This window comes from Streptococcus australis (genome assembly GCF_015553625.1).
Taxonomy (GTDB): Bacteria; Bacillota; Bacilli; order Lactobacillales; family Streptococcaceae; genus Streptococcus; species Streptococcus australis_B.
In genome coordinates, this window is the sequence record NZ_JADNGY010000007.1 from 22,554 (window position 1) to 46,942 (window position 24,389).

Sequence of the window (24,389 nt, forward strand, 5' to 3'; positions counted from 1 at the left end):
TCCGCACTACAATAGACGATTATCAAAAAGGAGAAGAAATGAAACCAGTAATTTCCATCATCATGGGCTCAAAATCCGACTGGGCAACCATGCAAAAAACAGCAGAAGTCCTAGACCGCTTCGGTGTAGTCTACGAAAAGAAAGTTGTTTCCGCTCACCGTACACCAGACCTCATGTTTAGACATGCGGAGGAAGCACGTAGCCGTGGCATCAAAGTCATCATCGCGGGTGCGGGTGGCGCAGCCCATTTGCCAGGAATGGTAGCTGCTAAAACAACCCTTCCAGTCATCGGCGTGCCCGTCAAGTCTCGTGCCCTTAGTGGTGTGGACTCGCTTTACTCGATTGTACAGATGCCAGGTGGTGTACCAGTCGCAACCATGGCTATCGGTGAAGCTGGTGCGACCAACGCAGCCCTCTTTGCCCTCCGTCTCCTATCAGTAGAGGACCAGGCTATTGCGACAGCTTTGGCAGATTTCGCAGAAGAACAAGGAAAAATCGCAGAGGAGTCTACAAATGAGCTCATCTAAAACAATCGGAATTATCGGTGGCGGTCAGCTGGGTCAGATGATGGCCATTTCTGCTATCTACATGGGACACAAGGTTATCGCGCTGGATCCTGCGGCGGATTGCCCAGCCTCTCGTGTAGCGGAAATTATCGTGGCTCCTTATAACGATGTGGATGCCCTCCGTCAGTTAGCTGAGCGTTGCGATGTCCTGACCTATGAGTTTGAAAATGTCGATGCAGACGGTTTGGATGCTGTCATTAAGGATGGTCAGCTCCCTCAAGGGACAGACCTACTCCGCATTTCACAAAACCGTATCTTTGAAAAGGACTTTTTATCAAACAAGGCTCAAGTCACCGTGGCACCTTACAAGGTCGTGACTTCTAGCCAAGACTTGATAGATATAGACCTATCAAAAAACTATGTCCTCAAGACGGCGACAGGTGGTTACGATGGGCATGGTCAGAAGGTTATTCGTTCAGCCGAAGATTTAGAAGAAGCCTATGCACTAGCGGATTCAGCAGACTGCGTCTTGGAAGAATTTGTTAATTTTGACTTGGAGATTTCTGTTATTGTATCAGGAAATGGCAAGGACGTGACAGTTTTCCCAGTGCAGGAAAATATCCACCGCAACAACATCCTTTCTAAGACCATTGTGCCAGCTCGCATTTCTGAGAGTCTAGCTGAGAAAGCCAAAACTATGTCAGTACGAATTGCTGAGCAACTGAACTTGTCTGGAACTCTTTGCGTGGAAATGTTTGCGACAGCTGATGACATCATTGTCAATGAGATTGCCCCACGTCCGCATAACTCTGGGCACTACTCAATCGAAGCCTGCGACTTTTCACAATTTGACACGCATATCTTAGGTGTTCTTGGAGCACCATTACCAGCAATACACCTCCATGCTCCAGCTGTCATGCTCAACGTTCTCGGCCAACATGTCGAGACTGCTGAAACATATGTGACAGAAAATCCAAGCGCTCACCTCCACTTATATGGTAAACTAGAAGCAAAGCACAACCGCAAAATGGGACATGTGACTTTGTTTAGTAATGAACCGGATAAGGTTGAGGAGTTTTGTTTATGCTAGAGAATTTGAAGTTATTAAAGTCAGATATGAAAGAAAAAGTTGGACTATTTGTAGTTTTATCTTTACATATAAGAATGTAGAATATATAGTTTTAGTAAAAAGATTTGTTGGAAGAGAACAAAGAACAGAAGAATATTCACTAGTAAAATTACATTTTATGAAAAGTGATGATTTAGGTCATGAATTGCAAGTTGAAGCGAGTAGCCAGCGGTTGTTTGTAGATGCAAAAAATTTGAGGGAGTTTTTTGGCATTGAGTATGCTAGTAATTTGGGAAGTATGCTTCACCAGCTTACTGAGCAAATAGGAAGGTCGGTTCCTCCCGTTGTTCCTGCTCCAAATGATATTAGCACAATCGAAAAAAATGCGATGGTTCATTCTTTGAGTAGAAGTGATGCAGAAGATCCCAATAAAGTATATTGTACTCATGTAAGAAGAAATCCTAACAATGGTGAACGAAGCATATTCAATTCAAATAAAACAAAATTACTTAGACCGTTATTATATGATAAACTTCAAAATGAACGTCATATTAGCTTCTGTTATTCTTTTGATAAAGATAAGGAGCGGACCGATTCTGACATTTTAAAACACTTTGCAGAGGATGAACAATATTTTAAAGGAGAAACATCTTAATCGGAGAACAAACCTAAAAACAATCGATCTTATCGGTGGCATGAGTAGGGGAAACACGACTTCCTATTATGAGCTCATCAATGATACAATCAAAGAGTTTTTAATTTATCAGTAAAGCAAGCAGACACAGCTCTCCCTCTTTATGGGACAACAACTATCTATGCCCAAGAGGTAGTGGATATGGCGATAAGTAGATGATCGTTGTGATAAAATGGTATATGATAGAGTTTAGCGATGAAATTGATTTTTGACAGGAGGATATATGGGCGAATTAGTCATAAAAAATGATAAACTAGCCAAAACGAAAGAAGCGGGAAATACCCCACTTGATGTTGAACTATTTCAAAATAAAATAAAAAGTTTTGAACAAGTTGGTAATTATTTTTCGACTATTGTTAATTCTTACAAAGAAATTAAACAAAATATCAATCCTGAGGAAATGTATGTTGTTAAATTCACTCAGGATCAGTTAAAAAAATTTCAAAATGGAGAAATTGATTTTCAGAAGACAGCGGATAGGAAGTCTCTGCTACCCAATTTTGTGACTAAAGGAACAAATAACGATATTGTTTCTAAAGCTAGACTAGAAAAGATTGTTATGGATAATCCTGAAGTTTTACAGAATATCATATATAATGTGAATCAATTAGCAAATGCTCAGAAAATTAATGATTTAGAAATTCTTCTCTCTGAAGTTAAACAGCTCAGTTTGGAAATTAAGCAGGGACAGAAAGATGATAGACGAGCAAAAATTTTAGGTGCAGAAAGCACGGTAAATCAGGCTTTACTAATGTCTGATGATAATCCACACAAACAATTTTTGTTATTAAATTCAATAAACCAGTTGAATGAAGGGCGAGCAGCCCTTATTAAAGAATTTGAAAGAGAGATCAACAAACAAATTCCTATTCCAAATTCAAAATTTATGCTGTTTTTAAAATCTTTATTTGATGATAAATTTAACGAAGACATTTCACATAGTTTCTTTGAATTAAATGATCAATTTTCTTATATCATAAAGGCTAGTGATTTACTTGCTAAAACTTATTTGGTGACAGGTAATGATAAATTGCTTGATACAATTTATTCACCTATAAAATCTTTGGTTGAAGATAACCGTGAATATGTATCAAAACTAGTAGAATTACAAGATTTAGACAATGAAGAACAGCAATGTCAAATAAAATGGTGCATTGAACCCAATGACTTCATTGCTCAAATTGGAACAATGGAACTACTGGAAAGAGATATAGTTAGTATTGAACTTACTGGTGAAGAATTATTGAACGGAGAACAACATGGATAAAAAACAAATTCATCAAATCGGTAAAACATTAAATAAACCTGTTAAAATTGTGAAGGAAAATATTGGATTGATTGCAACAGTAATACTTTCTGTTGGAGGAACAGCAATAGTCAATCATTTTTCAGGAAAAAACGAAAAATAGAAAGGAACAAGGGCTCACGTATTCACCAAAACTGAATACGGGCTACGGACTTGATTAATTCTTATGATTCAACTCATCGTCAACGCATTTGTCGAAAAAGAGAAGACGGGGGCAGTCGTTGAAGTTTTGTATGCTAGTAGTGATCACGAAAAGGTGAAAACTAAGTATGAAGAGTTGCTTGCACAATACCCTGAAAACTATTTAGCTATCTATGATGTCCCGCTGGATACAGATTTGAATACACTGGATCATTATCCATCTGTGTGGATTGGGAAAGAAGAATTTGAATAAACCGACTGTCGGTTGTTAACTGATGTGAAACATCAAAAGAAAGGAAAATAAAACAACATGATCGAACGTTACTCTCGCCCAGAAATGGCGAACATTTGGACTGAAGAAAATAAATACCGTGCTTGGCTTGAGGTGGAAATCTTGGCTGACGAGGCATGGGCGGAGTTGGGGGAAATCCCTAAGGAAGATGTGGCTTTGATTCGCGAAAAAGCGGACTTTGACATTGACCGTATTTTGGAGATTGAGCAAGAGACTCGTCACGATGTGGTGGCTTTCACACGTGCGGTTTCTGAAACTCTTGGCGAAGAGCGCAAGTGGGTTCACTATGGATTGACTTCTACTGACGTGGTAGATACAGCCTATGGTTACCTCTACAAACAAGCCAACGACATCATCCGTCGAGACCTTGAAAACTTCACCAACATCATCGCTGATAAAGCAAAAGAACACAAGTTCACGATCATGATGGGTCGTACCCACGGTGTGCACGCTGAGCCGACAACCTTTGGTCTTAAATTGGCGACTTGGTACAGCGAAATGAAACGCAACATTGAGCGTTTCGAGCACGCAGCAGCTGGTGTGGAAGCTGGTAAGATTTCTGGTGCGGTTGGGAACTTTGCCAACATCCCACCATTCGTTGAAAAATACGTCTGCGACAAGCTTGGTATCCATGCCCAAGAAATCTCTACACAGGTGCTTCCTCGTGACCTCCACGCTGAGTACTTTGCGGTTCTCGCCAGCATCGCAACTTCTATCGAGCGTATGGCAACTGAAATTCGTGGTCTTCAAAAGTCAGAACAACGTGAAGTGGAAGAGTTCTTTGCCAAAGGTCAAAAAGGGTCTTCAGCAATGCCTCACAAACGGAACCCGATCGGTTCTGAAAACATGACAGGTCTTGCGCGTGTCATCCGTGGTCACATGGTGACAGCCTATGAAAACGTCGCTCTTTGGCACGAACGTGATATCTCTCACTCATCAGCTGAGCGAATCATCGCACCAGATACGACCATCTTGATTGACTACATGCTTAACCGTTTTGGAAACATCGTTAAGAACTTGACAGTCTTCCCTGAAAACATGATCCGCAACATGAACTCAACATTTGGTTTGATCTTCAGCCAACGTGCCATGTTGACCTTGATTGAAAAAGGGATGACCCGTGAGCAAGCCTATGACTTGGTGCAACCAAAAACAGCCTACTCTTGGGATAACCAAGTAGACTTCAAACCACTTCTTGAAGCAGATCCAGAGGTAACTTCTCGCCTCACTCAAGAAGAAATTGATGAAATCTTCAACCCAACTTACTACACCAAACGGGTGGATGAAATCTTCGAACGCATCGGTTTGGGTGACTAATCGCAACGAAAAACGAGAATTTAAAAAATAGACGAAAAGAGGCTGGGACAAAAGTCCTAGCCTCTTTTCGTCTTTGGATTATCGAGCAAGACGCAGTGGTTGAGTGGGCTCTACTAGGCTGATTTCATCAGCTGTTAGATCCCTACTCAACTGTGCGGAGGTGGGACGACGAAATCGAATTCTAACGAATGACCGATTTCTGTCCCACTCTCTTTTCTTTGCCTATATCAGGCGCTCTAGATCCTGAATTTATCATAATAAATTTTGACTTATTAAACTATTTATAGGAAGTCTATCACTAATTATAGATTATTCGTTTTACATGTTTTAGGAACTATTTTTTCATGCTATAATTTGTATCATAAAAGTCTGAGGCCAGACCCCAGACTTTGAATGATCAATGATCACGATCACAAGAGATAAATTTGATTTTATAGTAGTCACCGCGTTTATAGGTTTCGCTATATTCGAGAATTTGACCGGTCGCTTCCAATTTTGTCGTCTTCACTTGACGGACAGTTGGGAAGTTTTCATCGATATTCAACACAGAAGCGATTTTGCTTGGTGTTGGAAATACAATATCATTGATTTCTTCAAAGTGTTCATCATTCATATGAATATGATAATCTTCTTTGAAGCGATCATAAATCGAACTATAGTAATCTAAGCTCGGATAATTTGGGTTAATATATTGCTCTGGGACGTAGGTCTGGTGGTAGATATAAGTATCTTCACCAATATGACGGGTCCGATCAATCTTATAATAGAATTGAGTCGGAGCGAGTCCTAGTTTATCCAAGATGTTCAGCGCGTTGCCACGCTTAATAGAGAGAACTTTTACAGTCGCTTTTTGGATAGGGAAGGTTTCAACGTCTGAAAACTCAACCAGCTTGTGTTTTCTAGCGCGCGAAACAAAGGTTCCTTTTCCTTGTTGGCGGACGATGTATCCATCGCTAGCCAAATCGTTCAAAGCCCGAACAACAGTAATCGAGCTAACATTATAAATCTTAATCAGCTCGGCTTCTGTGTAAAATTTATCTCCATTTTCGAATTTGCCTGAGATAATTTGTTGTTTCAAATCATCTTTGATGTGTTGGTATTTTGGGATTGCCATGTACTTCACCTCTTCTTTCGGATATCCCTTGTTAATATTATTTTAACATATTTTTTTAAAAGTTGTTGACATTTTTTTATTAATATATTATATTAATAAATGAAAAGGGTTTCTTAGAAGGAGGTTCTCAGTATGGGGGCATTTGAAATCCGTGAAGATTTTTATTTAAATGATCAACCTTTTAAGATTTTATCTGGTGCAATTCATTATTTTCGGATCGATCGTGAGGATTGGTATCATTCCTTATATAACCTAAAAGCTCTAGGTTTTAATACTGTTGAAACCTATGTTCCATGGAATGCTCATGAGCCACAAAGAGGCCACTTTCACTTTGAAGGGAATTTGGACCTGGAGCACTTTATCCAAGTAGCTCAAGAGTTGGATCTGTATGTGATCCTCCGTCCATCACCGTTTATCTGTTCGGAGTGGGAATTTGGGGGTTTGCCAGCCTGGTTAATCGAAGAAGACCTTCGGATTCGCTCATCGGATCCGGCCTTTCTCAAGGAAGTGGCTCGCTATTACGACGAGCTCCTGCCACGTGTGGCCAAGTACCAATTGGATCGTGGGGGTAATATCCTCATGATGCAGGTCGAGAACGAATACGGCTCTTACGGCGAAGACAAAGCCTATCTTCGGGCGATCAGAGATCTAATGATCGAGCGGGACATTACCTGTCCACTCTTTACCTCTGATGGACCTTGGAGGGCGACTCTTCGAGCAGGGACTTTGATTGAGGATGGACTCTTTGTAACCGGTAATTTTGGTTCGCGAGCAAATTACAATTTCTCTCAGATGAAAGAATTTTTTGCAGAGCATGACAAAAAGTGGCCACTCATGTGTATGGAATTTTGGGATGGCTGGTTCAATCGGTGGAAAGAACCTATCATCAAGCGAGATCCAGAAGAGTTGGCAGAAGCAGTCCATGAAGTCTTACAAGAAGGCTCTATCAATCTCTATATGTTCCATGGTGGGACCAACTTTGGATTTATGAACGGTTGCTCAGCACGAGGGACCGTGGATTTGCCACAGGTAACATCTTATGACTATGATGCTCTCTTAGATGAGCAGGGCAATCCGACTCCTAAGTACCATGCAGTCAAAAAGATGATGGCGACCTACTATCCAGAGTATCCACAGATGGATCCGCTTGTGAAGTCGACTTTGCCAGAGCATAGACTAAAGGTAACCAACAAGACTAGTTTATTTGGTAATTTAAATGAGATTGCTCAGGTCACAGAAAGTCTTTATCCACAGACCATGGAAGAAATCGACCATCCCTTAGGCTATCTGCTCTATGAGACAGATGTTGAAATGGATGCGGAAGAAGAGCGCTTGCGTATCATCGATGCGCGTGACCGGGTACAGGTTTATGCCAATGATCAATTGATTGCCACTCAATACCAAGAAGAAATCGGTCAAGATCTTTTTTTAAACGGAAAAAAGAAAACGATTACAAGTTTAAAACTCTTGATCGAAAATATGGGACGAGTCAATTATGGACACAAGCTCCTAGCGGATACGCAGCGAAAAGGAATCCGTACAGGAGTTTGCATCGATCTACATTTCAAGCTTGATTGGAAACAATATGCGCTTGATTTCACCCAGCTGGATCGCTTGGACTTTTCGAAAGAATGGCAAGAAGGTCAACCAGCTTTTTATCAATTTGCTTTTCATCTAGATCAGGTTGAGGATACCTTCCTTGACATGACTGGATTTGGAAAAGGGATCGTTCTTGTAAACGGCCACCATATCGGTCGTTTCTGGGAAGTCGGTCCAACACTCTCCCTCTACATCCCTCATGGTTTTCTCAAAGATGGGGAAAATGAGATCCTCGTCTTTGAGACAGAGGGCACTTGGACGGAGACCTTAAAACTTGTTTCACAACCTACATTCAAAGAAGTAAAGGGGGAAAACTTATGACTATTGTAGGATGCCGTATCGATGGACGTTTGATCCACGGGCAGGTAGCCAACCTTTGGACTACCAAACTAAATGTTTCACGTATCATGGTGATCGATGATGAAGTCGCTCAAAATGATATCGAAAAAAGTGGCTTGAAACTCGCGACACCACCTGGTGTCAAGCTCAGTATCTTGCCAGTAGCAAAGGCTGCAGAAAATATCTTGGCTGGAAAATATGACAGCCAACGTCTCTTCATCGTAGCTCGCAAGCCAGATCGTTTCCTCGGTTTGGTAGAAGCAGGTGTGCCACTTGAAACCTTAAACGTTGGGAACATGTCTCAATCAGACGAGACTCGTCCGATTACTCGTTCGATCAACGTAGTGGATGCTGATGTGGAAGCTTTCCACAAGCTAGCTGAAAAAGGAGTTAAGCTAACTGCTCAAATGGTTCCAAATGATCCAATTGAAGACTTCTTGAAGTTACTCAAATAGTTTATAAATAAAAAAAGAAAAATTTTAGGAGGAAATTGTCATGATACAATGGTGGCAAATTTTACTACTTACTTTGTACTCAGCTTATCAAATCTGTGATGAGTTGACGATTGTTTCATCAGCAGGATCACCAGTCTTTGCTGGTTTCATTACAGGGCTTGTCATGGGAGATTTAAAGACAGGTCTCTTTATCGGAGCTTCTCTTCAATTGACAGTGCTCGGTGTTGGTACTTTCGGTGGAGCTTCTCGTATTGACGCTACTTCTGGTGCCGTTCTTGCGACTGCCTTCTCAGTAGCACAAGGGATTGATCCAGAGCTTGCTATTGCTACAATCGCTGTGCCGGTAGCAACTTTGTTGACCTACTTTGATATTCTTGGTCGTATGACTACAACTTACTTCGCTCACCGTGTAGATGCTGCGATTGAACGCTTTGATTACAAAGGCATCGAACGCAACTATCTCCTTGGTGCTCTTCCTTGGGCTCTTTCTCGTGCTCTCCCAGTTTACTTCGCGCTTGCTTTTGGTGGATCTTTCGTAGAAACTGTTGTTACAGGTCTTGCTAATGTACAATGGTTGGCAAACGGTCTGAAACTTGCAGGTCAAATGCTTCCAGGTCTTGGATTTGCGATCTTGCTCCGTTACCTTCCTGTTCGTCGTAACCTTCACTACTTAGCACTTGGCTTTGGTTTGACAGCTATGTTGACAGTGCTTTATAGCAATGTTCAAAGCCTTGGTGCTGCAGTGTCTAGCATTGTCGGTTCTGAAGTGTTCGCTAAACTTCCAGAAGAACAAGCTATTACTTTTGTTAACAACTTCAAGAGTGTATCTATGATTGGTATTGCCATTATCGGTATCTTCCTTGCAGTACAACACTTCAAAAACAGTCAACGTACAGTCGTAGCTGCTCCAGTAACTGAATCAGAAAGCGGGGAAATTGAAGATGACGAATTCTAAGAATTACAAACTCACTAAAGAGGATTTTAATCAAATTAACAAACGTAGTCTGTTTACTTTCCAATTAGGTTGGAACTATGAACGGATGCAGGCTTCTGGTTACCTTTATATGATTTTACCTCAGTTGCGTAAAATGTATGGTGATGGCACTCCAGAATTGAAAGAAATGATGAAATTGCATACGCAATTCTTCAATACTTCACCATTCTTCCACACCATTATCACTGGTTTTGACCTCGCTTTGGAAGAAAAAGATGGTGTCAAATCAAAAGATGCGGTCAATGGTATCAAGACAGGTCTCATGGGACCATTCGCTCCTCTTGGGGACTCAATCTTTGGATCATTGGTACCAGCTATTATGGGTTCAATCGCAGCAACTTTGGCTGTTGCAGGAAACCCAGCCGGTATCTTCTTGTGGATCGCTGTGGCAGTTGCTTATGACATTTTCCGTTGGAAACAATTGGAATTTGCCTATAAAGAAGGGGTTAACCTCATCAACAACATGCAAAGTACCTTGACAGCTTTGATTGATGCAGCTGCCGTTCTGGGTATCTTCATGGTTGGTGCCTTGATTGCCAGCATGATTGGTGTTGAAGTTTCTTGGGCTCCACACATTGGGGACAAAGCGATTGAAATTCAAGATATGCTCAACCTTATCTTCCCACGTTTGGTACCAGCTATCATCACAGGTGTGATCTACTGGTTGCTTGGACGTAAAGGTATGAACTCTACAAAAGCTATCTTGCTCATCATCCTTGCAGCAATCGCATTCTCAGCATTTGGCCACTTCTTCTTTGGAATGGAATAATGGAGTAAGGTATGGCAAAACAGTTAGTATTGGTCAGTCATGGTCGCTTCTGTGAAGAGCTCAAAGCCAGCACAGAAATGATTATGGGACCACAAGACAACATTCATGCCGTGGCCCTCTTGCCAGAGGAAGGTCCTGAGGAGTTTACAGCCAAGTTTGAAGCCTGTGTTGCAGACTTTGAGGACTACATCGTCTTTGCGGATCTTTTGGGAGGCACTCCTTGTAATACAGTTAGCCGTCTGATTCTTGAAGGACGTGCGATTGACCTCTATGCAGGGATGAACTTGCCAATGGTAATTGAATTTATTAATAATAGCCTGGTCGGAGGAGAAGAAGCTTATCCAGCGCGTGCACAAGAAAGCATCGTGAAGGTTAATGATCTTTTATCCAACTTTGATGACGACGAGGATGAATAAGATACGATAGCGAAAACCGCTTGAACATTCGGAATGGGGCTGGGACAATTGTCTCGGCCTCTTACCGCTTATAAGGCGGGTAGAAAAGAGGAGAAGCATGCTAGATTATACAAAAGAAGACCTGCTTGAACTGGGGGCTGAAATTACGACACGCGAAATTTACCAGCAACCGGAAGTTTGGAAAGAAACCTATCGTCTCTATCAAGAGAAAGCAAAAGAAATTCAAGAGTTTTTAGAGACCATTGGGAAGCGTCATGGCTACATCAAGGTTATCTTGACAGGTGCAGGAACTTCAGCTTATGTGGGGGACACCTTGGTTCCTTATCTGCAGGAAGTGCACGATGAACAGCACTGGAATTTCCAATCCATTGCGACGACCGATATCGTGGCGCATCCACAAACCTATCTCAAAAAAGAAGTGCCGACGGTCTTGGTTTCCTTTGCACGAAGCGGCAACTCGCCTGAAAGTGTTGCGACAGTTGAGTTGGCTCAAGACTTGGTCGATGAACTCTATCAGATCACCATTACCTGTGCAGAAGAAGGGAAGTTGGCCCAGCAGGCCCACGGAGATGAGCGCAATCTCTTGCTCTTACAACCAAAAGAAACCAATGATGCTGGCTTTGCCATGACCTCCAGCTTTACCTCTATGCTCCTGACAGCCCTCTTGGTCTTTGATCCAAGCGAGGAAGAAATCAAGGCAAAACGAGTAGAAGAACTGATTCGTCTGTCAGAGCAAGTCTTGGAGAAAGACCGTGAGGTCAAGGAAGTTGTAGATTTAGATTTCGAACGCGTCATCTATCTGGGGGCAGGACCTTTCTTTGGGCTAGCTCATGAAGCTCAACTCAAGATTTTGGAATTGACTGCCGGTAAAATCGCGACCATGTACGAGAGTCCTGTCGGCTTCCGTCACGGACCGAAATCTCTTATCAATGACCAAACTCTCGTCTTGGTATTTGGCTCCATTAATCCTTATACGCGTCAGTATGATCTAGATTTGGTTGGAGAAGTAGCAGGGGATCAGATTGCCCGTCAGGTCGTCCTCTTGACGGACCAAGCTGCAGGTATTGAGCAGGCACGAGAAGTGTTAGTAGAAGCTTCTGCAGACTCACTAGATATCTACCGTGCCTTCCCTTACATTATCTACGGTCAATTGATTTCTCTCTTGACTTCGCTCAAGGTTCAAAATCGCCCAGACACGCCATCACCAACTGGAACAGTCAACCGTGTTGTACAAGGAGTGGTGATTCACCCTTTTCACTAGAATGAATGATCTTGGAGGAGACAACTTGTGAAACACTATCAAAAATATCTATTTGGTCAACTGGACGGCCAAGACGTAGAAGCTTATCGCCTCGAAAATGACCTGGGTTATCAATTGTCTGTCATGACTTATGGGGCGACGATCTTAGAGTATGTGACGCCTGACAAACAGGATCAATTCGCTAATATTGTATTGGGCTTTGACAATTTTGATGCCTATGTCGGCAATAGCCCCAAGTATGGAGCCAGCATTGGTCCAGTTGCTGGTCGGATCGCAGGAGCCAACTTTGAGCTCAATGGTCAAACCTATCACTTAGAAGCCAATAATGGTGCCAACTGCAACCACAGTGGATCGACTGGCTGGGACAGCGCCTTGTTTAGCGTGGAATCCGTGACAGACCAAGAAATCACCCTGTACACAGAGCGTGCAGATGGTACCGGTGGTTTCCCTGGAAATCTCAAGATCTGGGTGACCTATGGCTTGACGGAAGCAGGGGAGTTGGAAATCAGCTATCGAGTAGAAACGGACCAAGATACGCTAGTTAATCCGACCAACCACAGCTATTTCAACCTATCAGGCAACTTCACTCAGCCGATTAATGACCATGTCTTTCAGATCAACCATCAGGGGCTTTACCCTATCCATCCCGACGGTGTCCCTCTTCATACCGTAGATACAGAAAGTCCGGTTGTTCAGCATCTCTACCAAGCTATGCTCTTAGAGGATCTCTTTAAGGATTCGGATCCGCAAATCCGCCTGGTAGAAGGATTAGACCATCCATTTGCTCTTCCAGAAGGGCATGAAAATGCAGGCTTCTTCTATCATCAGCCGTCTGGACGCTTTTTGACCTTCAAGTCAGAAGCTCCCGTCTTGGTGGTGTATTCAGCTAACTTTGTGGATGAAACGGTTTATCTGGAAGGGCAACCAATGGTTCAACACAATGGCCTGGCCTTGGAATTCCAAATCGTACCAGATGCCATTCATAGCGACCAAGCTGAAAAGGTTATCTTGAGAGCGGGTCAAGTCTTCACCAGCAAGACCAGCTACCATGCCATTGCTAAGAAATAGATAAGAAAGAGAGGGTGACAAACAAGGATGTGAAAACCTTGCTTGAAACCTCCTCTTTTTTTGAAAAAAAATTTTAAAAATGACTATAAGGAAACTTTAAGCTTCCCGTCGTATACTAATACCATCATCAAAGACCTCCTAACTTTGAATGATAAAACTCCTAAAACTTTTTCATAATAATCTCCCTATAAGAGCCACCAAAACCGGTGGCTTTTTTTCTGGGAGTGAGACAGAACAATTTTTAAAAATTGCTTCGCTTCCTTATTTTTTGGCTCAGGTTGAAAAGGTTCCCCAAACCTTTTCAATTGTCTCACCCCCGCACAGTTGATTAGGTAATCTTTGGAGCTATAAGAGCGAACAAAGATACCAATCAACCACTGCGTTATGTAATTATTACTAAACCTATTTCATCTAACCAAGCCTGATAGGGACGTAGACGAGCTTAGGTACATTGACGCAGTTCGAACGCTAGTGAGAACTACGATCCTTATTTCTTAGCAAACGTTAGAGAGCTTAGGCACGTTGACGCAGTTCGAACAACAGAGAGGACTACATTCCCTAAAAAGAAACAAGGTAGTTTAAGAGGGAAACCGATTCCCAACACCTAACAATCAATAATTAGTGATAGATTGAATGGAATATGATTTTAAATCATCTGGAGGCATCATTTTTTGCTATAATAGACTGTATGAGTAGAATTTTAGACAATGAAATCATGGGCGATGAAGAGGCCGTTGAACGGACGTTGCGCCCGCAATATTTACATGAATATATCGGTCAGGATAAGGTTAAAGACCAGCTAAAAATCTTTATCGAGGCAGCCAAGCTTCGGGATGAAGCGTTGGATCATGTCCTTCTTTTTGGCCCTCCGGGGCTTGGGAAAACCACCATGGCCTTTGTCATTGCCAACGAACTGGGCGTCAATCTCAAGCAGACTTCCGGTCCTGTCATTGAAAAGGCTGGTGACTTGGTAGCCATCCTTAATGACTTAGAGCCGGGCGATGTCCTCTTTATCGATGAGATCCACCGTCTGCCTATGTCAGTCGAAGAAGTGCTATACAGCGCCATGGAAGATTTTTACATCGACATTATGATTGGTGCTGGCGAGACTAGCCGGAGTGTCCACCTGGATCTTCCTCCTTTCACTCTGATTGGGGCGACGACTCGAGCTGGGATGCTGTCCAATCCCTTGCGCGCTCGCTTTGGGATTACCGGCCACATGGAATATTATGAGCAAGATGATCTGACAGAGATTGTCGAGCGGACCGCCGAGATCTTTGAGATGGAGATTACCCACGAGGCTGCCGAAGAGCTTTCTCTTCGTAGTCGGGGGACTCCTCGGATTGCCAACCGTTTGCTGAAGCGGGTGCGTGATTTTGCCCAGATCATGGGCGATGGCTTGATTGACGATACCATTACCGACAAGGCCCTCTCTATGCTGGATGTGGACCATGAAGGTCTGGACTATGTCGATCAAAAGATCCTGCGGACCATGATTGAGATGTACGGAGGAGGCCCAGTTGGCCTTGGGACTCTTTCGGTCAATATTGCTGAAGAGCGAGAGACTGTAGAAGATATGTATGAGCCTTACTTGATTCAAAAAGGCTTTATCATGCGGACCCGGACAGGGCGCGTGGCGACCCGCAAAGCTTATGAACACCTGGGTTATCCCTACAATGGAGACTAGAAGAAAATGCTGACGGAAGAAGCGATAGTAGAGCAAATCCAAGCGGATCAAGAGATGATGACAGTCTTGGCTATTATTCGAGATCTCAACCTGGCAGATGCCTGGTTAGCAGCGGGTGCTGTGCGCAATTTTATCTGGAACCAGCTTTCTGGCAGACCAGGGTTTGACGCGTCGACAGATCTGGATCTGGTCTTTTATGACCCTACGATTAGCTATGAGGAGACTCTCCAGATCGAGCAGGAATTAAAGAAGACCTATCCCCAGCACGCTTGGGAAGTCAAAAATCAAGTCTACATGCACCAACATAGCCCAGGGACGGCCCCTTATCATAGTGCCTGTGATGCGGTTTCTAAATACCCCGAGCAGTGTACAGCTCTTGCAGTTTGCTTAAGGAATGATGGTCAGCTAGAGCTCTTTCTCCCCTATGGGACAAGGGATATCGAAGACTTCATCGTTCAGCCAACTCCACATTTTTTAGCTAGTCCCGAGCGTTTGGCAGTTTATAGAGAGCGTATGCGGAAGAAAGATTGGAAACGAAAATGGCCAGCCCTTCAGATCATCCTGCCTAAATAAAAAAAGAAAGTCAGCCCACCTCAATGGTGGACAGGCTTTTTTCATCTTGCCTCAAAATTATAATTTTAGCAGATTATATTTTTCTCACATTCTGTTATAATAGAAAGGAGGTGCTGTCATGAAAAAAATTGTATTTGTGTGTTTAGGAAATATTTGTCGGAGCCCCATGGCAGAGTTTGTCATGAAGGATTTGACCAACCAGTATGAGATTGAAAGTCGTGCTACATCTAACTGGGAGCACGGGAACCCTATTCACCAAGGGACTCAAAAGATTTTTCGCAGTCATGGCGTGCCCTATGATGCGTCTAAAACATCTCTTCAAATCAGTGACCAAGATTTTCATACCTTTGATCTGATCTTAGGAATGGATGAGAACAATGTGGCTGACCTCAAACGAATGGCACCGCCTGGAACAGAGCACAAGATTCATCTCTTTGCAGGAGAAAGTGTCCCAGATCCATGGTACACAGGAGATTTCGAAGAGACCTATCGCCGTGTCCTAGCTGGTTGTCAAGAGTGGTTGGATCGATTAGAAGATTAGTTTCGGACTGGCTCCTTAAAGGACTAACCGGCTGAAGATAAAAAGAATGAACAGAGTATGGAAAAAATAAAAGAATTATATGAGACCTATAAGGTCTATGTTACGAGAGAGAATATTGAACGCTTGTCCTTGGGGATTATTGTTCTGTCTGCTTTGTGGGTATTTCTTTCCTCCATTCCTTTCAGAGGTGTGTTGACCCTCGATAAGGGAGCTATTCGCTACGAAGGAAGTGTCGTCCGAGGCAAGATGAATGGCCAAGGGACGGTGACTTTTGAGAACGGGGACACCTACAAGGGCAATTTTGTCAATGGGACCTTTAGTGGTTATGGAACCTTTACAGCCAAGGCTGGCTGGAAATATGAAGGTGAATTTGTCAATGGCCAACCAGAAGGCCAGGGAACCTTGACGACAGAACAAAATGTCGTTTATAAGGGAACGTTTAAACAAGGAATTTATCAAAATGCGAATTAAATGGTTTTCATTGGTACGGATAACGGGACTTCTTCTCGTTCTTCTCTACCATTTCTTTCAAAAAGTTTTTCCTGGTGGATTTATTGGAGTCGACATCTTCTTTACTTTCTCAGGATTTTTGATCACGGCTCTGCTGATTGATGAGTTTGCCCGTCATCAAAAAATTGATCTCAAGGGCTTTCTTCGACGACGCTTCTACCGGATTGTCCCTCCTTTAGTCTTTATGGTCTTGCTGGTCATGCCTTTTACCTTCTTGGTCAGACGAGACTTTATTGCTGGGATTGGGACGCAGATTGCAGCCGTCTTTGGTTTTGTGACCAACTTCTATGAGATGTTAAGTGGCGGAAGTTACGAAAGTCAGTTCATCCCCCATCTGTTCATTCATACTTGGAGTTTGGCTCTTGAAGTTCATTACTATGTCCTCTGGGCGCTCTTGGCTTGGTTTTTGGGTAAAAAAGCTAAGTCAGTTGGCCAATATAGAGGCTATATCTTCCTATCTTCGACAGGTCTCTTCTTGGTGACCTTCCTGACCTTCTTTGTCGGAGCGCTGGTCACCAAGAATTTGTCCAATGTCTACTTTTCTAGTATCGCTCACGTCTTTCCTTTCTTTGTGGGGAGTGCTTTAGCGACAGTGACAGGGATTACAACGACCAGCCCAAATCTTACTCAATTAGTGAAGAAGCTATCTCTACAGAAGACGTTAGCGATTTTAGCGGGTGCTTTTCTAGTTTTATTGGTCTTGACCTTTATTCTTCCATTTGATAGTGTTTGGACCTATTTATTTGGCTTTTTAGTAGCAACTCTTGCTGCATCTGTGATGATTGTGATGACGCGTGTCCTCCATGAAAAGACACCGAATCAGAAAGAACCAGCAGTGATTACCTTTATTGCAGATACCAGTTATGGGGTTTATCTCTTCCACTGGCCATTTTACATCATCTTTTCTCAATTAATGACCAATGGCTGGGCTTCTCTACTAACAGCGCTTGTATCCTTTAGTCTTGCTGCCTTGAGTTTCTATATTATTGAACCAACCTTGGCTGGACGTGAACCGAAGATTTTTGGGATCTCGATGGATCTCAGAAGTTTCACGAAACCACTCTTTTACAGCGCGATTCCCTTGACCTTGCTCATGTTTGGGATTGCACTCTTTGCGCCACGCGTCGGAGCCTTTGATGAAAACCTGATTACCGAAGGGCTTCGTCAATCCGACAGCAAGATGCAGATCACGCGTGCCCAAGTTGACAATGCTTCAGCGACTTCCTACAATGTATCAGATGGCGTGACCATGATCGGGGATTCTGTAAACCTCCGGGCATCAGATTATCTGAAACAAGTTCTGCCAGATATCCAATTAGATGCTTTGGTGAGCCGCAATCTGGACTCAGGCTTAAAAGTATATGAAACAGATATTGCCAATAGAGTCTTACTCAAGAACGTGGTAATCGCACTTGGAACCAACTCTTCTAATAATTATCAAGAATTGTTGGATAAGTTTGTTCAAGAACTACCAAAAGGACATCGCTTAATTTTTGTGACCCCATATGATGGGCGTGAAGCCAATGATAGCAATAGCGTTACCGTTCAGACTCGACAGTATCAGCTGGAATTGGCTAAAAAATATGACTATGTCTATGTAGCAGACTGGTACCAAGTGGCTGTCGATAATCCAGAGATTTGGGCTGGAACGGATAATGTCCACTTTGGTTTAGAATCAGATGGTTCCATCGATGTTGGAGGAAACCTGTATGCCAACGTCGTGAAAGAAGCAGTTGATCAAGCCAATCAGGGGCCGGTTAAACCCTAAAATTTACTATATGATTTAAGCAATTTTCACTTGAAGAAAATTGCTTTTTTTAGTAAAATTAAGAAAACGCTTACAAAAATTGCGTGAAAATATTTGTTTGTGAAATTGAAGTGATTTCTCAAAAAAATCCTTCAATTTTTTCTTGAAAATACTCCTGTATAGAAGGAGAAGGAGGGTTCATGGAAAAAAGTTAAAAAAATCTTTGTGAAACTATTTACAAATTTTCTAAAATAGAGTACAATAATATTGTGAAAAAATTAACAAATCGAAATTTCTTACACTATTCTTGAAAGTTTCTGAAAACAAGAAAAAGTTCCGGAAAAGGATAAGGGTTTCAAACATTGGAGGAAAGCATCAAATGGCTGATAAAAAAACTCTCTCACCTGAAGAAAAGAAACTCGCTGCTGAAAAACACGTAGACGAGTTGGTGCAAAAAGCGCTCGTAGCGCTTGAAGAAATGCGCAAATTGGATCAGGAGCAAGTAGACTACATTGTGGCGAAAGCATCTGTAGCGGCTCTTGACGCTCACGGTGAGCTCGCTCTTCACGCCTATGAAGAAACTGGTCGTGGAGTCTTTGAAGACAAGGCGACTAAGAACTTGTTCGCTTGTGAACACGTAGTAAATAACATGCGTCACACGAAAACAGTTGGTGTCATTTCAGAAGATGACGTCACTGGTTTGACCCTTATTGCTGAGCCAGTCGGAGTTGTCTGCGGGATCACGCCTACAACCAACCCAACTTCAACAGCAATCTTTAAAGCATTGATCTCCTTGAAGACACGGAACCCTATCGTCTTTGCCTTCCACCCATCCGCTCAAGAATCATCTGCTCATGCGGCACAAATCGTCCGCGATGCAGCGATTAAAGCAGGAGCTCCTGAAAACTGTGTGCAATGGATTACGCAACCATCTATGGAAGCAACCAGTGCCCTTATGAACCACGAAGGAGTTGCGACTATCCTTGCGACCGGTGGTAACGCCATGGTTAAAGCAGCATACTCATGTGGGAAGCCAGCTCTTGGGGTCGGTGCCGGGAACGTTCCTGCCTATGTTGAAAAATCAGCTAACATCCGCCAAGCAGCACACGATATCGTTATGTCTAAATCATTTGACAATGGTATGGTTTGTGCGTCTGAACAAGCGGTCATCATCGATAAAGAAATCTACGATGAGTTTGTTGAAGAATTCAAATCTTACCACACTTACTTCGTTAACAAAAAAGAAAAAGCCCTTCTTGAAGAGTTCTGCTTTGGTGTGAAAGCTAACAGCAAAAACTGTGCGGGTGCGAAATTGAATGCGGACATCGTTGGGAAACCAGCAGCATGGATCGCAGAACAAGCTGGCTTCTCAGTGCCAGAAGGAACCAATATCCTTGCGGCAGAATGTAAAGAAGTTGGTGAAAAAGAGCCGTTGACTCGTGAAAAATTGTCACCAGTTATCGCTGTCTTGAAATCTGAAAGCCGTGAAGACGGAATTAACAAAGCACGCCAAATGGTTGAATTCAACGGTCTTGGTCACTCAGCTGCCATCCATACAGCTGACGAAGAATTGACCAAAGAATTTGGTAAAGCAGTCAAAGCCATTCGTGTGATCTGCAACTCTCCTTCGACTTTCGGTGGTATTGGGGATGTTTACAATGCCTTCTTGCCATCATTGACACTTGGATGTGGTTCTTACGGACGCAACTCTGTTGGGGACAACGTTAGTGCCATCAACCTCTTGAATATCAAAAAAGTCGGACGCCGGAGAAATAACATGCAATGGATGAAACTTCCTTCAAAAACATACTTTGAACGTGATTCAATTGAATACCTACAAAAATGTCGTGACGTTGAACGTGTCATGATCGTTACAGACCACGCTATGGTAGAGCTTGGTTTCCTTGATCGCATCATCGAACAGCTTGACCTTCGTCGCAATAAGGTAGTTTACCAAATCTTTGCAGACGTTGAACCAGATCCAGACATCACAACTGTTGAACGTGGTACAGAGATCATGCGTTCCTTCAAACCAGATACCATCATTGCTCTTGGTGGTGGATCACCAATGGATGCGGCCAAAGTAATGTGGCTCTTCTACGAACAACCAGAAGTGGACTTCCGTGACCTTGTACAAAAATTCATGGATATCCGTAAACGTGCCTTCAAATTCCCATTGCTTGGTAAGAAGACTAAATTTATTGCGATCCCAACAACATCTGGTACAGGATCTGAAGTAACACCATTTGCCGTTATCTCTGATAAAGCAAACAACCGTAAATACCCAATCGCTGACTACTCATTGACACCAACCGTTGCCATCGTAGACCCTGCTTTGGTATTGACAGTTCCAGGATCTGTTGCGGCTGATACTGGTATGGATGTATTGACTCACGCGACTGAAGCTTACGTATCTCAAATGGCAAGTGACTACACAGATGGTCTTGCGCTTCAAGCCATCAAACTTGTCTTCGAAAACTTGGAAAGCTCAGTGAAGAACGCGGACTTCCATTCACGCGAAAAGATGCACAATGCGTCAACCATCGCAGGTATGGCCTTCGCCAACGCCTTCCTCGGTATTTCTCACTCAATGGCCCACAAGATTGGTGCGCAATTCCACACCATCCACGGACGGACCAATGCAATCTTGCTTCCATACGTTATCCGCTACAATGGTACACGTCCAGCTAAGACAGCAACATGGCCTAAGTACAACTACTACCGTGCAGATGAGAAGTATCAAGACATCGCTCGTATGCTTGGACTTCCATGCTCTACACCAGAAGAAGCAGTTGAAGCTTACGCGAAAGCTGTTTATGAACTCGGTGAGCGCGTAGGAATCCAAATGAACTTTAAAGCACAAGGAATCGATGAAAAAGAATGGAAGAAACATTCTCGCGAATTGGCCTTCCTTGCTTACGAAGATCAATGTTCACCAGCTAACCCACGTCTTCCAATGGTAGACCATATGCAAGAAATCATCGAAGATGCATACTATGGTTACAAAGAACGTCCAGGACGTCGTAAATAAGACGCTACTGAACAAATGATGTTTATCAGCTATCCCTCACTCGAAAGAGTGGGGGATTTTTTTATTTGATAGGGTGGTTCATTTCTTGAAAATACTTTTATAAAAAATCTAATAAATATGTTGCAAGCGCTTACTTTGTATGTTATAATATTCACAAAGTAAAAACTGTAATAAAATGGTTTGATAAAACCAACAAAAAGGAGTCGCTTATGAAAGCAGCAACATATGTATCCGCAGGAAATCTTCAGTTGATTGATCAACCAAAACCAGTGATCAAGAAACCAACTGATGCGATTGTTCGTTTAGTGAAAACGACCATTTGTGGAACAGATCTCCATATTTTGGGTGGTGATGTTCCAGCTTGTAAAGAAGGGACCATCCTGGGTCACGAAGGAATTGGGATTGTCGAAGAAGTCGGCGATGCGGTTACGAACTTTAAGGTAGGAGACAAGGTTATTATCTCTTGCGTAACAGCTTGTAACACTTGCTACTATTGTAAACGTGGCTTGCCTTCCCACTGTGAAGATGGGGGCTGGATTCTTGGTCACTTGATCAACGGTACCCAAGCAGAGTATGTCCATATCCCTCACGCAGACGGCAGTCTTTATCATGCACCTGCTTCTGTAGATGACGAAGCCCTGGTTATGCTCTCTGATATTCTGCCTACTTCCTATGAAATTGGTGTTCTCCCTTCTCACGTGAAACCTGGAGACAACGTTTGTATCGTTGGTGCAGGGCCAATCGGTTTGGCAGCTCTCTTAACCGTACAATTCTTCTCACCAGCTACCATTATCATGGTAGACTTGTCAGAATCTCGTCTCGAAGCTTCTAAGAAGTTTGGGGCTACTCATACCATCTGTTCAAGTGATATTGATGAAATCAAGGCCTTTATCAATGAAGTGACCGATGGTCGTGGTGTTGATATCTCTATGGAATGTGTGGGCTATCCAGCTACCTTCGATGTCTGCCAAAATATTATCTCGGTCGGCGGTCATATTGCCAACGTCGGAGTGCATGGTAAACCAGTTAGCTTCAATCTTGATGACCTTTGGATCAAGAACATCACGCTCAATACTGGTTTGGTTAATGCCAATACAACTGAAATGCTTCTTAATGTATTGAAGTCAGGTAAGATTGATGCGACGAAGTTGGTGACCCACCACTTCAAACTTTCAGAAGCAGAGAAGGCATACGAAATCTTCAAACATGCTGGGGAAAACAGTGCTTTGAAAGTCATTATTGATAATGACCTCAGCTAAGAAGTTGGATGGTTCCATCACCTAAATAAGGTAGAAAAATGAGAGTGGGACAGAAATCGGTAATTCGTTAGAATTCGATTTCGTCGTCCCACCTCCGCACAGTTGAGTAGGGCTGTAAAAGCTGATGAAATCAGCGTGGTAGAGCCCACTCAACCACTGTGTCTTGCTCGACAATCAAAAAATAATTGAGAGGCTAGGACTTTTGTCCCAGCCTCATTTTTTTTTGCTTAAAAAGATCGTTTTAGCAATAGAACATCCCAGCTATAGAATGATAGCTGGGATGTTTGTACTGTTTAGTGAGATGATAAAGAAGTGTTACTATTTGCCTCGTTTGCGAGCGTATTCGTCAAAGGCGCCAGCGAAGGTTCCCATGAGTAGGGGAGTTGCGATTAGTCCAACAGTGATCCATACGGATCCACCATCTACATGGCTGAGTTCCTGCTCGGATAAGCTTCTAAAACGTGTTTCTTCGAGTTTCATGCTTGCTCCTTTCTAGTGCATGATGCCATTGATGATACTACGGCCAAAATCACGTCCGGAATTGTATAAAATATTCCATGTTTGAACGATGAATTTTGCCGAGTCAAAGACGGAGGCTCCTCCATCAATGGTCGCCAGTTCAGCTTCTGTTAGGCAAGTATAATGGATGCTTGTATCCATAAGTGTCCTCCTTAATGTAAGATTGTGTAGAGTAAATCAATTGCCTCGTTCAGAATGGTGAAAGTGACCATGAAGGCAATAGCAAATTTAGGAAAGTACCCTTCTACCTGTTTGGGTGCTTTTTTATCAAGAATGCAGTATCCTGTCAAAAGGATGAGGGTGATAAAGGGCAGAGAAATCATAGAAATGCCTCCTTTTAGAAGAATTTCTTTTTGATATCTTTGCCAATTGTATAGCATAGAGCGACGAGGGCGACGCAGACTCCTGCTGAAACTACTGCTCCGCCGTTAACATCGACTAGTTCATCTTCCGTCAAGGTTACAAAGTTTTGTGTGAATTCTGTTGTCATTTAGTTTTCCTTTTTATTTTTTACTTGTTTTAGGGTAGCATCGACTGCCAAATAGATTGTGGCTGCAATGGCTAAATTCATATTTGGTTGAAATGCAATCAGATGTGCATCGTGTAACATGGTTAATCCGATAATGATGGCGAAAATAATGGTGTGTAAATGTCGTTTCATAAGCCTTATCCTAAAATGAAGCCAAGGGCTAGACCAGTGATGATGCATCCTCCGTAGACGATAAAAGGTGCTACCCCACCGTTGACATGAGTTAACTCTTCATCCGTCAGAGTAGTGAATTGATTGTCAATCAGTTGATTTGTTTGTGTCATAAGCTATCTCCTTTTCTAATGTATTGTCTGTTATTACTTTCTTTGGCAACTACTTAAAGCCAAAAGTCCAAGAGGAATCAAGATGAAAGGGATGAAACCTCCAGTACATTCTTCTAATTCAGCGTCGTTTAGTTTTGAAAACTTTTTATCAATTGTTGTCATGATATTTCCTTTCTGTTAGAGCACATTGGCTAGTGTTTTTCCTAGTTCGTAGCCTACTTGATAGATGCCATACATCAAAACGGGTGTTAGAATGCTAGCGAGTATGATGAGTGACATTTTTTTGTTTTTCCTTGTTTTCATGATTTCTCCTTACAGGATGATCAGTGATAAGAATAGTAATAGAATAAAAAATTGAGTATTCTTTTT

29 protein-coding genes are annotated in these 24,389 nt (G+C 42.6%); 21 read left to right on the forward strand and 8 right to left on the reverse strand.

The window, feature by feature from the left end; genetic code table 11:
• Positions 1–38 precede the first annotated feature (38 nt).
• The 7 genes from purE (at position 39) to purB (ending at position 5,325) form a co-directional block, all read left to right on the forward strand.
• Positions 39–527 carry a 5-(carboxyamino)imidazole ribonucleotide mutase gene (gene purE, locus I2D56_RS07050; RefSeq protein ID WP_000805610.1) on the forward strand — a complete coding sequence of 163 codons (489 nt, stop codon included), beginning with the start codon at positions 39–41 and terminating at the stop codon, positions 525–527.
• Positions 514–1,596: a 5-(carboxyamino)imidazole ribonucleotide synthase gene (purK, locus tag I2D56_RS07055; RefSeq protein WP_129822787.1), complete on the forward strand. Its 1,083-nt coding sequence runs from the start codon at positions 514–516 to the stop codon at positions 1,594–1,596. The genes purE and purK overlap by 14 nt, the downstream gene beginning before the upstream one ends.
• The gene (locus I2D56_RS07060) at positions 1,559–2,230 is read left to right on the forward strand and encodes a DUF6037 family protein (RefSeq protein WP_229039035.1); all 672 of its coding nucleotides are present in this window, start codon (positions 1,559–1,561) and stop codon (positions 2,228–2,230) included. The genes purK and I2D56_RS07060 overlap by 38 nt, the downstream gene beginning before the upstream one ends.
• A 262-nt stretch (positions 2,231–2,492) precedes the next feature.
• Positions 2,493–3,536, forward strand: a complete 1,044-nt coding sequence (locus I2D56_RS07065; protein WP_129822786.1) for a hypothetical protein — start codon at positions 2,493–2,495, stop codon at positions 3,534–3,536.
• A complete protein-coding gene (locus tag I2D56_RS07070) occupies positions 3,529–3,678 on the forward strand; it encodes a hypothetical protein (protein ID WP_173018625.1) in 150 nt (49 codons plus the stop codon). Before I2D56_RS07065 ends, I2D56_RS07070 begins: the two co-directional genes overlap by 8 nt.
• A gap of 63 nt (positions 3,679–3,741) precedes the next feature.
• Positions 3,742–3,969, forward strand: a complete 228-nt coding sequence (locus I2D56_RS07075) for a phosphoribosylaminoimidazole carboxylase (protein ID WP_195214404.1) — start codon at positions 3,742–3,744, stop codon at positions 3,967–3,969.
• Positions 3,970–4,026: 57 nt separating this feature from the next.
• On the forward strand, positions 4,027–5,325 hold the full coding sequence (gene purB, locus I2D56_RS07080; protein WP_195214403.1) for an adenylosuccinate lyase: 1,299 nt from the start codon (positions 4,027–4,029) through the stop codon (positions 5,323–5,325).
• Positions 5,326–5,722: 397 nt separating this feature from the next.
• Here the strand turns inward: purB and I2D56_RS07085 are convergent, their stop codons facing one another.
• Complete coding sequence (locus I2D56_RS07085) at positions 5,723–6,439, reverse strand: GntR family transcriptional regulator (RefSeq protein WP_006595289.1); 717 nt, start codon at positions 6,437–6,439, stop codon at positions 5,723–5,725.
• 132 nt (positions 6,440–6,571) lie between these two features.
• Between I2D56_RS07085 and I2D56_RS07090 the strand changes: the two genes are divergently transcribed.
• From I2D56_RS07090 to I2D56_RS07155, 14 genes are all read left to right on the forward strand, one after another.
• Entirely contained in the window at positions 6,572–8,359 is a 1,788-nt protein-coding gene (locus tag I2D56_RS07090; RefSeq protein WP_195348263.1) for a glycoside hydrolase family 35 protein, read from the forward strand.
• On the forward strand, positions 8,356–8,832 hold the full coding sequence (locus tag I2D56_RS07095) for a PTS system mannose/fructose/N-acetylgalactosamine-transporter subunit IIB (protein WP_126403582.1): 477 nt from the start codon (positions 8,356–8,358) through the stop codon (positions 8,830–8,832). Before I2D56_RS07090 ends, I2D56_RS07095 begins: the two co-directional genes overlap by 4 nt.
• A gap of 40 nt (positions 8,833–8,872) precedes the next feature.
• Positions 8,873–9,787, forward strand: coding sequence for a PTS mannose/fructose/sorbose/N-acetylgalactosamine transporter subunit IIC (locus I2D56_RS07100; RefSeq protein WP_195348264.1), 915 nt, complete (start codon positions 8,873–8,875; stop codon positions 9,785–9,787).
• Positions 9,774–10,595 (forward strand): PTS system mannose/fructose/sorbose family transporter subunit IID, encoded by an 822-nt coding sequence (locus tag I2D56_RS07105; RefSeq protein ID WP_195348265.1) that lies wholly within the window; start codon positions 9,774–9,776, stop codon positions 10,593–10,595. The genes I2D56_RS07100 and I2D56_RS07105 overlap by 14 nt, the downstream gene beginning before the upstream one ends.
• A gap of 11 nt (positions 10,596–10,606) precedes the next feature.
• Positions 10,607–11,011, forward strand: a complete 405-nt coding sequence (locus tag I2D56_RS07110; RefSeq protein ID WP_023024891.1) for a PTS sugar transporter subunit IIA — start codon at positions 10,607–10,609, stop codon at positions 11,009–11,011.
• A 97-nt stretch (positions 11,012–11,108) separates the two neighbouring features.
• Positions 11,109–12,272 carry an SIS domain-containing protein gene (locus I2D56_RS07115; RefSeq protein ID WP_195348266.1) on the forward strand — a complete coding sequence of 388 codons (1,164 nt, stop codon included), beginning with the start codon at positions 11,109–11,111 and terminating at the stop codon, positions 12,270–12,272.
• Between the two features lie 27 nt (positions 12,273–12,299).
• Positions 12,300–13,340 (forward strand): aldose epimerase family protein, encoded by a 1,041-nt coding sequence (locus I2D56_RS07120; RefSeq protein ID WP_195348267.1) that lies wholly within the window; start codon positions 12,300–12,302, stop codon positions 13,338–13,340.
• Between the two features lie 688 nt (positions 13,341–14,028).
• The gene (gene ruvB / locus I2D56_RS07125; RefSeq protein ID WP_045760104.1) at positions 14,029–15,027 is read left to right on the forward strand and encodes a Holliday junction branch migration DNA helicase RuvB; all 999 of its coding nucleotides are present in this window, start codon (positions 14,029–14,031) and stop codon (positions 15,025–15,027) included.
• A 6-nt stretch (positions 15,028–15,033) separates the two neighbouring features.
• Positions 15,034–15,600 (forward strand): nucleotidyltransferase family protein, encoded by a 567-nt coding sequence (locus I2D56_RS07130; RefSeq protein ID WP_195348268.1) that lies wholly within the window; start codon positions 15,034–15,036, stop codon positions 15,598–15,600.
• Between the two features lie 118 nt (positions 15,601–15,718).
• Complete coding sequence (locus I2D56_RS07135; protein ID WP_061564578.1) at positions 15,719–16,141, forward strand: low molecular weight protein-tyrosine-phosphatase; 423 nt, start codon at positions 15,719–15,721, stop codon at positions 16,139–16,141.
• Between the two features lie 57 nt (positions 16,142–16,198).
• Positions 16,199–16,612, forward strand: coding sequence for a hypothetical protein (locus I2D56_RS07140; RefSeq protein ID WP_195348269.1), 414 nt, complete (start codon positions 16,199–16,201; stop codon positions 16,610–16,612).
• Positions 16,602–18,419, forward strand: coding sequence for an acyltransferase family protein (locus tag I2D56_RS07145; RefSeq protein WP_048717095.1), 1,818 nt, complete (start codon positions 16,602–16,604; stop codon positions 18,417–18,419). The genes I2D56_RS07140 and I2D56_RS07145 overlap by 11 nt, the downstream gene beginning before the upstream one ends.
• Positions 18,420–18,777: 358 nt before the next feature.
• Positions 18,778–21,429, forward strand: a complete 2,652-nt coding sequence (gene adhE, locus I2D56_RS07150; RefSeq protein WP_195348270.1) for a bifunctional acetaldehyde-CoA/alcohol dehydrogenase — start codon at positions 18,778–18,780, stop codon at positions 21,427–21,429.
• A 209-nt stretch (positions 21,430–21,638) separates the two neighbouring features.
• The gene (locus I2D56_RS07155; protein ID WP_195214398.1) at positions 21,639–22,688 is read left to right on the forward strand and encodes a zinc-dependent alcohol dehydrogenase family protein; all 1,050 of its coding nucleotides are present in this window, start codon (positions 21,639–21,641) and stop codon (positions 22,686–22,688) included.
• Between the two features lie 318 nt (positions 22,689–23,006).
• Here the strand turns inward: I2D56_RS07155 and I2D56_RS07160 are convergent, their stop codons facing one another.
• The 7 genes from I2D56_RS07160 to I2D56_RS09855 all read right to left on the reverse strand — a co-directional run bounded on the left by I2D56_RS07160 (position 23,007) and on the right by I2D56_RS09855 (position 24,323).
• Positions 23,007–23,168 (reverse strand): hypothetical protein, encoded by a 162-nt coding sequence (locus tag I2D56_RS07160; protein ID WP_006595272.1) that lies wholly within the window; start codon positions 23,166–23,168, stop codon positions 23,007–23,009.
• A gap of 12 nt (positions 23,169–23,180) precedes the next feature.
• Positions 23,181–23,348 (reverse strand): hypothetical protein, encoded by a 168-nt coding sequence (locus I2D56_RS07165; protein ID WP_023024913.1) that lies wholly within the window; start codon positions 23,346–23,348, stop codon positions 23,181–23,183.
• A gap of 196 nt (positions 23,349–23,544) precedes the next feature.
• A complete protein-coding gene (locus I2D56_RS07170) occupies positions 23,545–23,697 on the reverse strand; it encodes a class IIb bacteriocin, lactobin A/cerein 7B family (protein ID WP_195214397.1) in 153 nt (50 codons plus the stop codon).
• Positions 23,698–23,868 (reverse strand): hypothetical protein, encoded by a 171-nt coding sequence (locus I2D56_RS07175; protein WP_164555422.1) that lies wholly within the window; start codon positions 23,866–23,868, stop codon positions 23,698–23,700.
• A 5-nt stretch (positions 23,869–23,873) separates the two neighbouring features.
• Entirely contained in the window at positions 23,874–24,020 is a 147-nt protein-coding gene (locus I2D56_RS07180; protein WP_126403595.1) for a class IIb bacteriocin, lactobin A/cerein 7B family, read from the reverse strand.
• A 33-nt stretch (positions 24,021–24,053) separates the two neighbouring features.
• The gene (locus I2D56_RS09850; protein ID WP_267472029.1) at positions 24,054–24,182 is read right to left on the reverse strand and encodes a hypothetical protein; all 129 of its coding nucleotides are present in this window, start codon (positions 24,180–24,182) and stop codon (positions 24,054–24,056) included.
• A 15-nt stretch (positions 24,183–24,197) separates the two neighbouring features.
• On the reverse strand, positions 24,198–24,323 hold the full coding sequence (locus I2D56_RS09855; RefSeq protein WP_267472199.1) for a hypothetical protein: 126 nt from the start codon (positions 24,321–24,323) through the stop codon (positions 24,198–24,200).
• Positions 24,324–24,389: the final 66 nt, after the last annotated feature.

Coding starts and splice junctions, on each gene's coding strand:
- I2D56_RS07180 (WP_126403595.1), bottom strand. CDS start 24,020: ATGACACAAACAAATCAACTGATTGACAATCAATTCACTACTCTGACG.
- I2D56_RS07090 (WP_195348263.1), top strand. CDS start 6,572: ATGGGGGCATTTGAAATCCGTGAAGATTTTTATTTAAATGATCAACCT.
- I2D56_RS07115 (WP_195348266.1), top strand. CDS start 11,109: ATGCTAGATTATACAAAAGAAGACCTGCTTGAACTGGGGGCTGAAATT.
- ruvB (WP_045760104.1), top strand. CDS start 14,029: ATGAGTAGAATTTTAGACAATGAAATCATGGGCGATGAAGAGGCCGTT.
- I2D56_RS07065 (WP_129822786.1), top strand. CDS start 2,493: ATGGGCGAATTAGTCATAAAAAATGATAAACTAGCCAAAACGAAAGAA.
- I2D56_RS07075 (WP_195214404.1), top strand. CDS start 3,742: ATGATTCAACTCATCGTCAACGCATTTGTCGAAAAAGAGAAGACGGGG.
- purB (WP_195214403.1), top strand. CDS start 4,027: ATGATCGAACGTTACTCTCGCCCAGAAATGGCGAACATTTGGACTGAA.
- I2D56_RS07130 (WP_195348268.1), top strand. CDS start 15,034: ATGCTGACGGAAGAAGCGATAGTAGAGCAAATCCAAGCGGATCAAGAG.
- I2D56_RS07060 (WP_229039035.1), top strand. CDS start 1,559: ATGAACCGGATAAGGTTGAGGAGTTTTGTTTATGCTAGAGAATTTGAA.
- I2D56_RS07170 (WP_195214397.1), bottom strand. CDS start 23,697: ATGACAACAGAATTCACACAAAACTTTGTAACCTTGACGGAAGATGAA.
- purE (WP_000805610.1), top strand. CDS start 39: ATGAAACCAGTAATTTCCATCATCATGGGCTCAAAATCCGACTGGGCA.
- purK (WP_129822787.1), top strand. CDS start 514: ATGAGCTCATCTAAAACAATCGGAATTATCGGTGGCGGTCAGCTGGGT.
- I2D56_RS07160 (WP_006595272.1), bottom strand. CDS start 23,168: ATGAAACTCGAAGAAACACGTTTTAGAAGCTTATCCGAGCAGGAACTC.
- I2D56_RS07100 (WP_195348264.1), top strand. CDS start 8,873: ATGATACAATGGTGGCAAATTTTACTACTTACTTTGTACTCAGCTTAT.
- I2D56_RS09850 (WP_267472029.1), bottom strand. CDS start 24,182: ATGACAACAATTGATAAAAAGTTTTCAAAACTAAACGACGCTGAATTA.
- I2D56_RS07145 (WP_048717095.1), top strand. CDS start 16,602: ATGCGAATTAAATGGTTTTCATTGGTACGGATAACGGGACTTCTTCTC.
- I2D56_RS07175 (WP_164555422.1), bottom strand. CDS start 23,868: ATGAAACGACATTTACACACCATTATTTTCGCCATCATTATCGGATTA.
- adhE (WP_195348270.1), top strand. CDS start 18,778: ATGGCTGATAAAAAAACTCTCTCACCTGAAGAAAAGAAACTCGCTGCT.
- I2D56_RS07095 (WP_126403582.1), top strand. CDS start 8,356: ATGACTATTGTAGGATGCCGTATCGATGGACGTTTGATCCACGGGCAG.
- I2D56_RS07110 (WP_023024891.1), top strand. CDS start 10,607: ATGGCAAAACAGTTAGTATTGGTCAGTCATGGTCGCTTCTGTGAAGAG.
- I2D56_RS07085 (WP_006595289.1), bottom strand. CDS start 6,439: ATGGCAATCCCAAAATACCAACACATCAAAGATGATTTGAAACAACAA.
- I2D56_RS09855 (WP_267472199.1), bottom strand. CDS start 24,323: ATGAAAACAAGGAAAAACAAAAAAATGTCACTCATCATACTCGCTAGC.
- I2D56_RS07140 (WP_195348269.1), top strand. CDS start 16,199: ATGGAAAAAATAAAAGAATTATATGAGACCTATAAGGTCTATGTTACG.
- I2D56_RS07155 (WP_195214398.1), top strand. CDS start 21,639: ATGAAAGCAGCAACATATGTATCCGCAGGAAATCTTCAGTTGATTGAT.
- I2D56_RS07135 (WP_061564578.1), top strand. CDS start 15,719: ATGAAAAAAATTGTATTTGTGTGTTTAGGAAATATTTGTCGGAGCCCC.
- I2D56_RS07070 (WP_173018625.1), top strand. CDS start 3,529: ATGGATAAAAAACAAATTCATCAAATCGGTAAAACATTAAATAAACCT.
- I2D56_RS07105 (WP_195348265.1), top strand. CDS start 9,774: ATGACGAATTCTAAGAATTACAAACTCACTAAAGAGGATTTTAATCAA.
- I2D56_RS07165 (WP_023024913.1), bottom strand. CDS start 23,348: ATGGATACAAGCATCCATTATACTTGCCTAACAGAAGCTGAACTGGCG.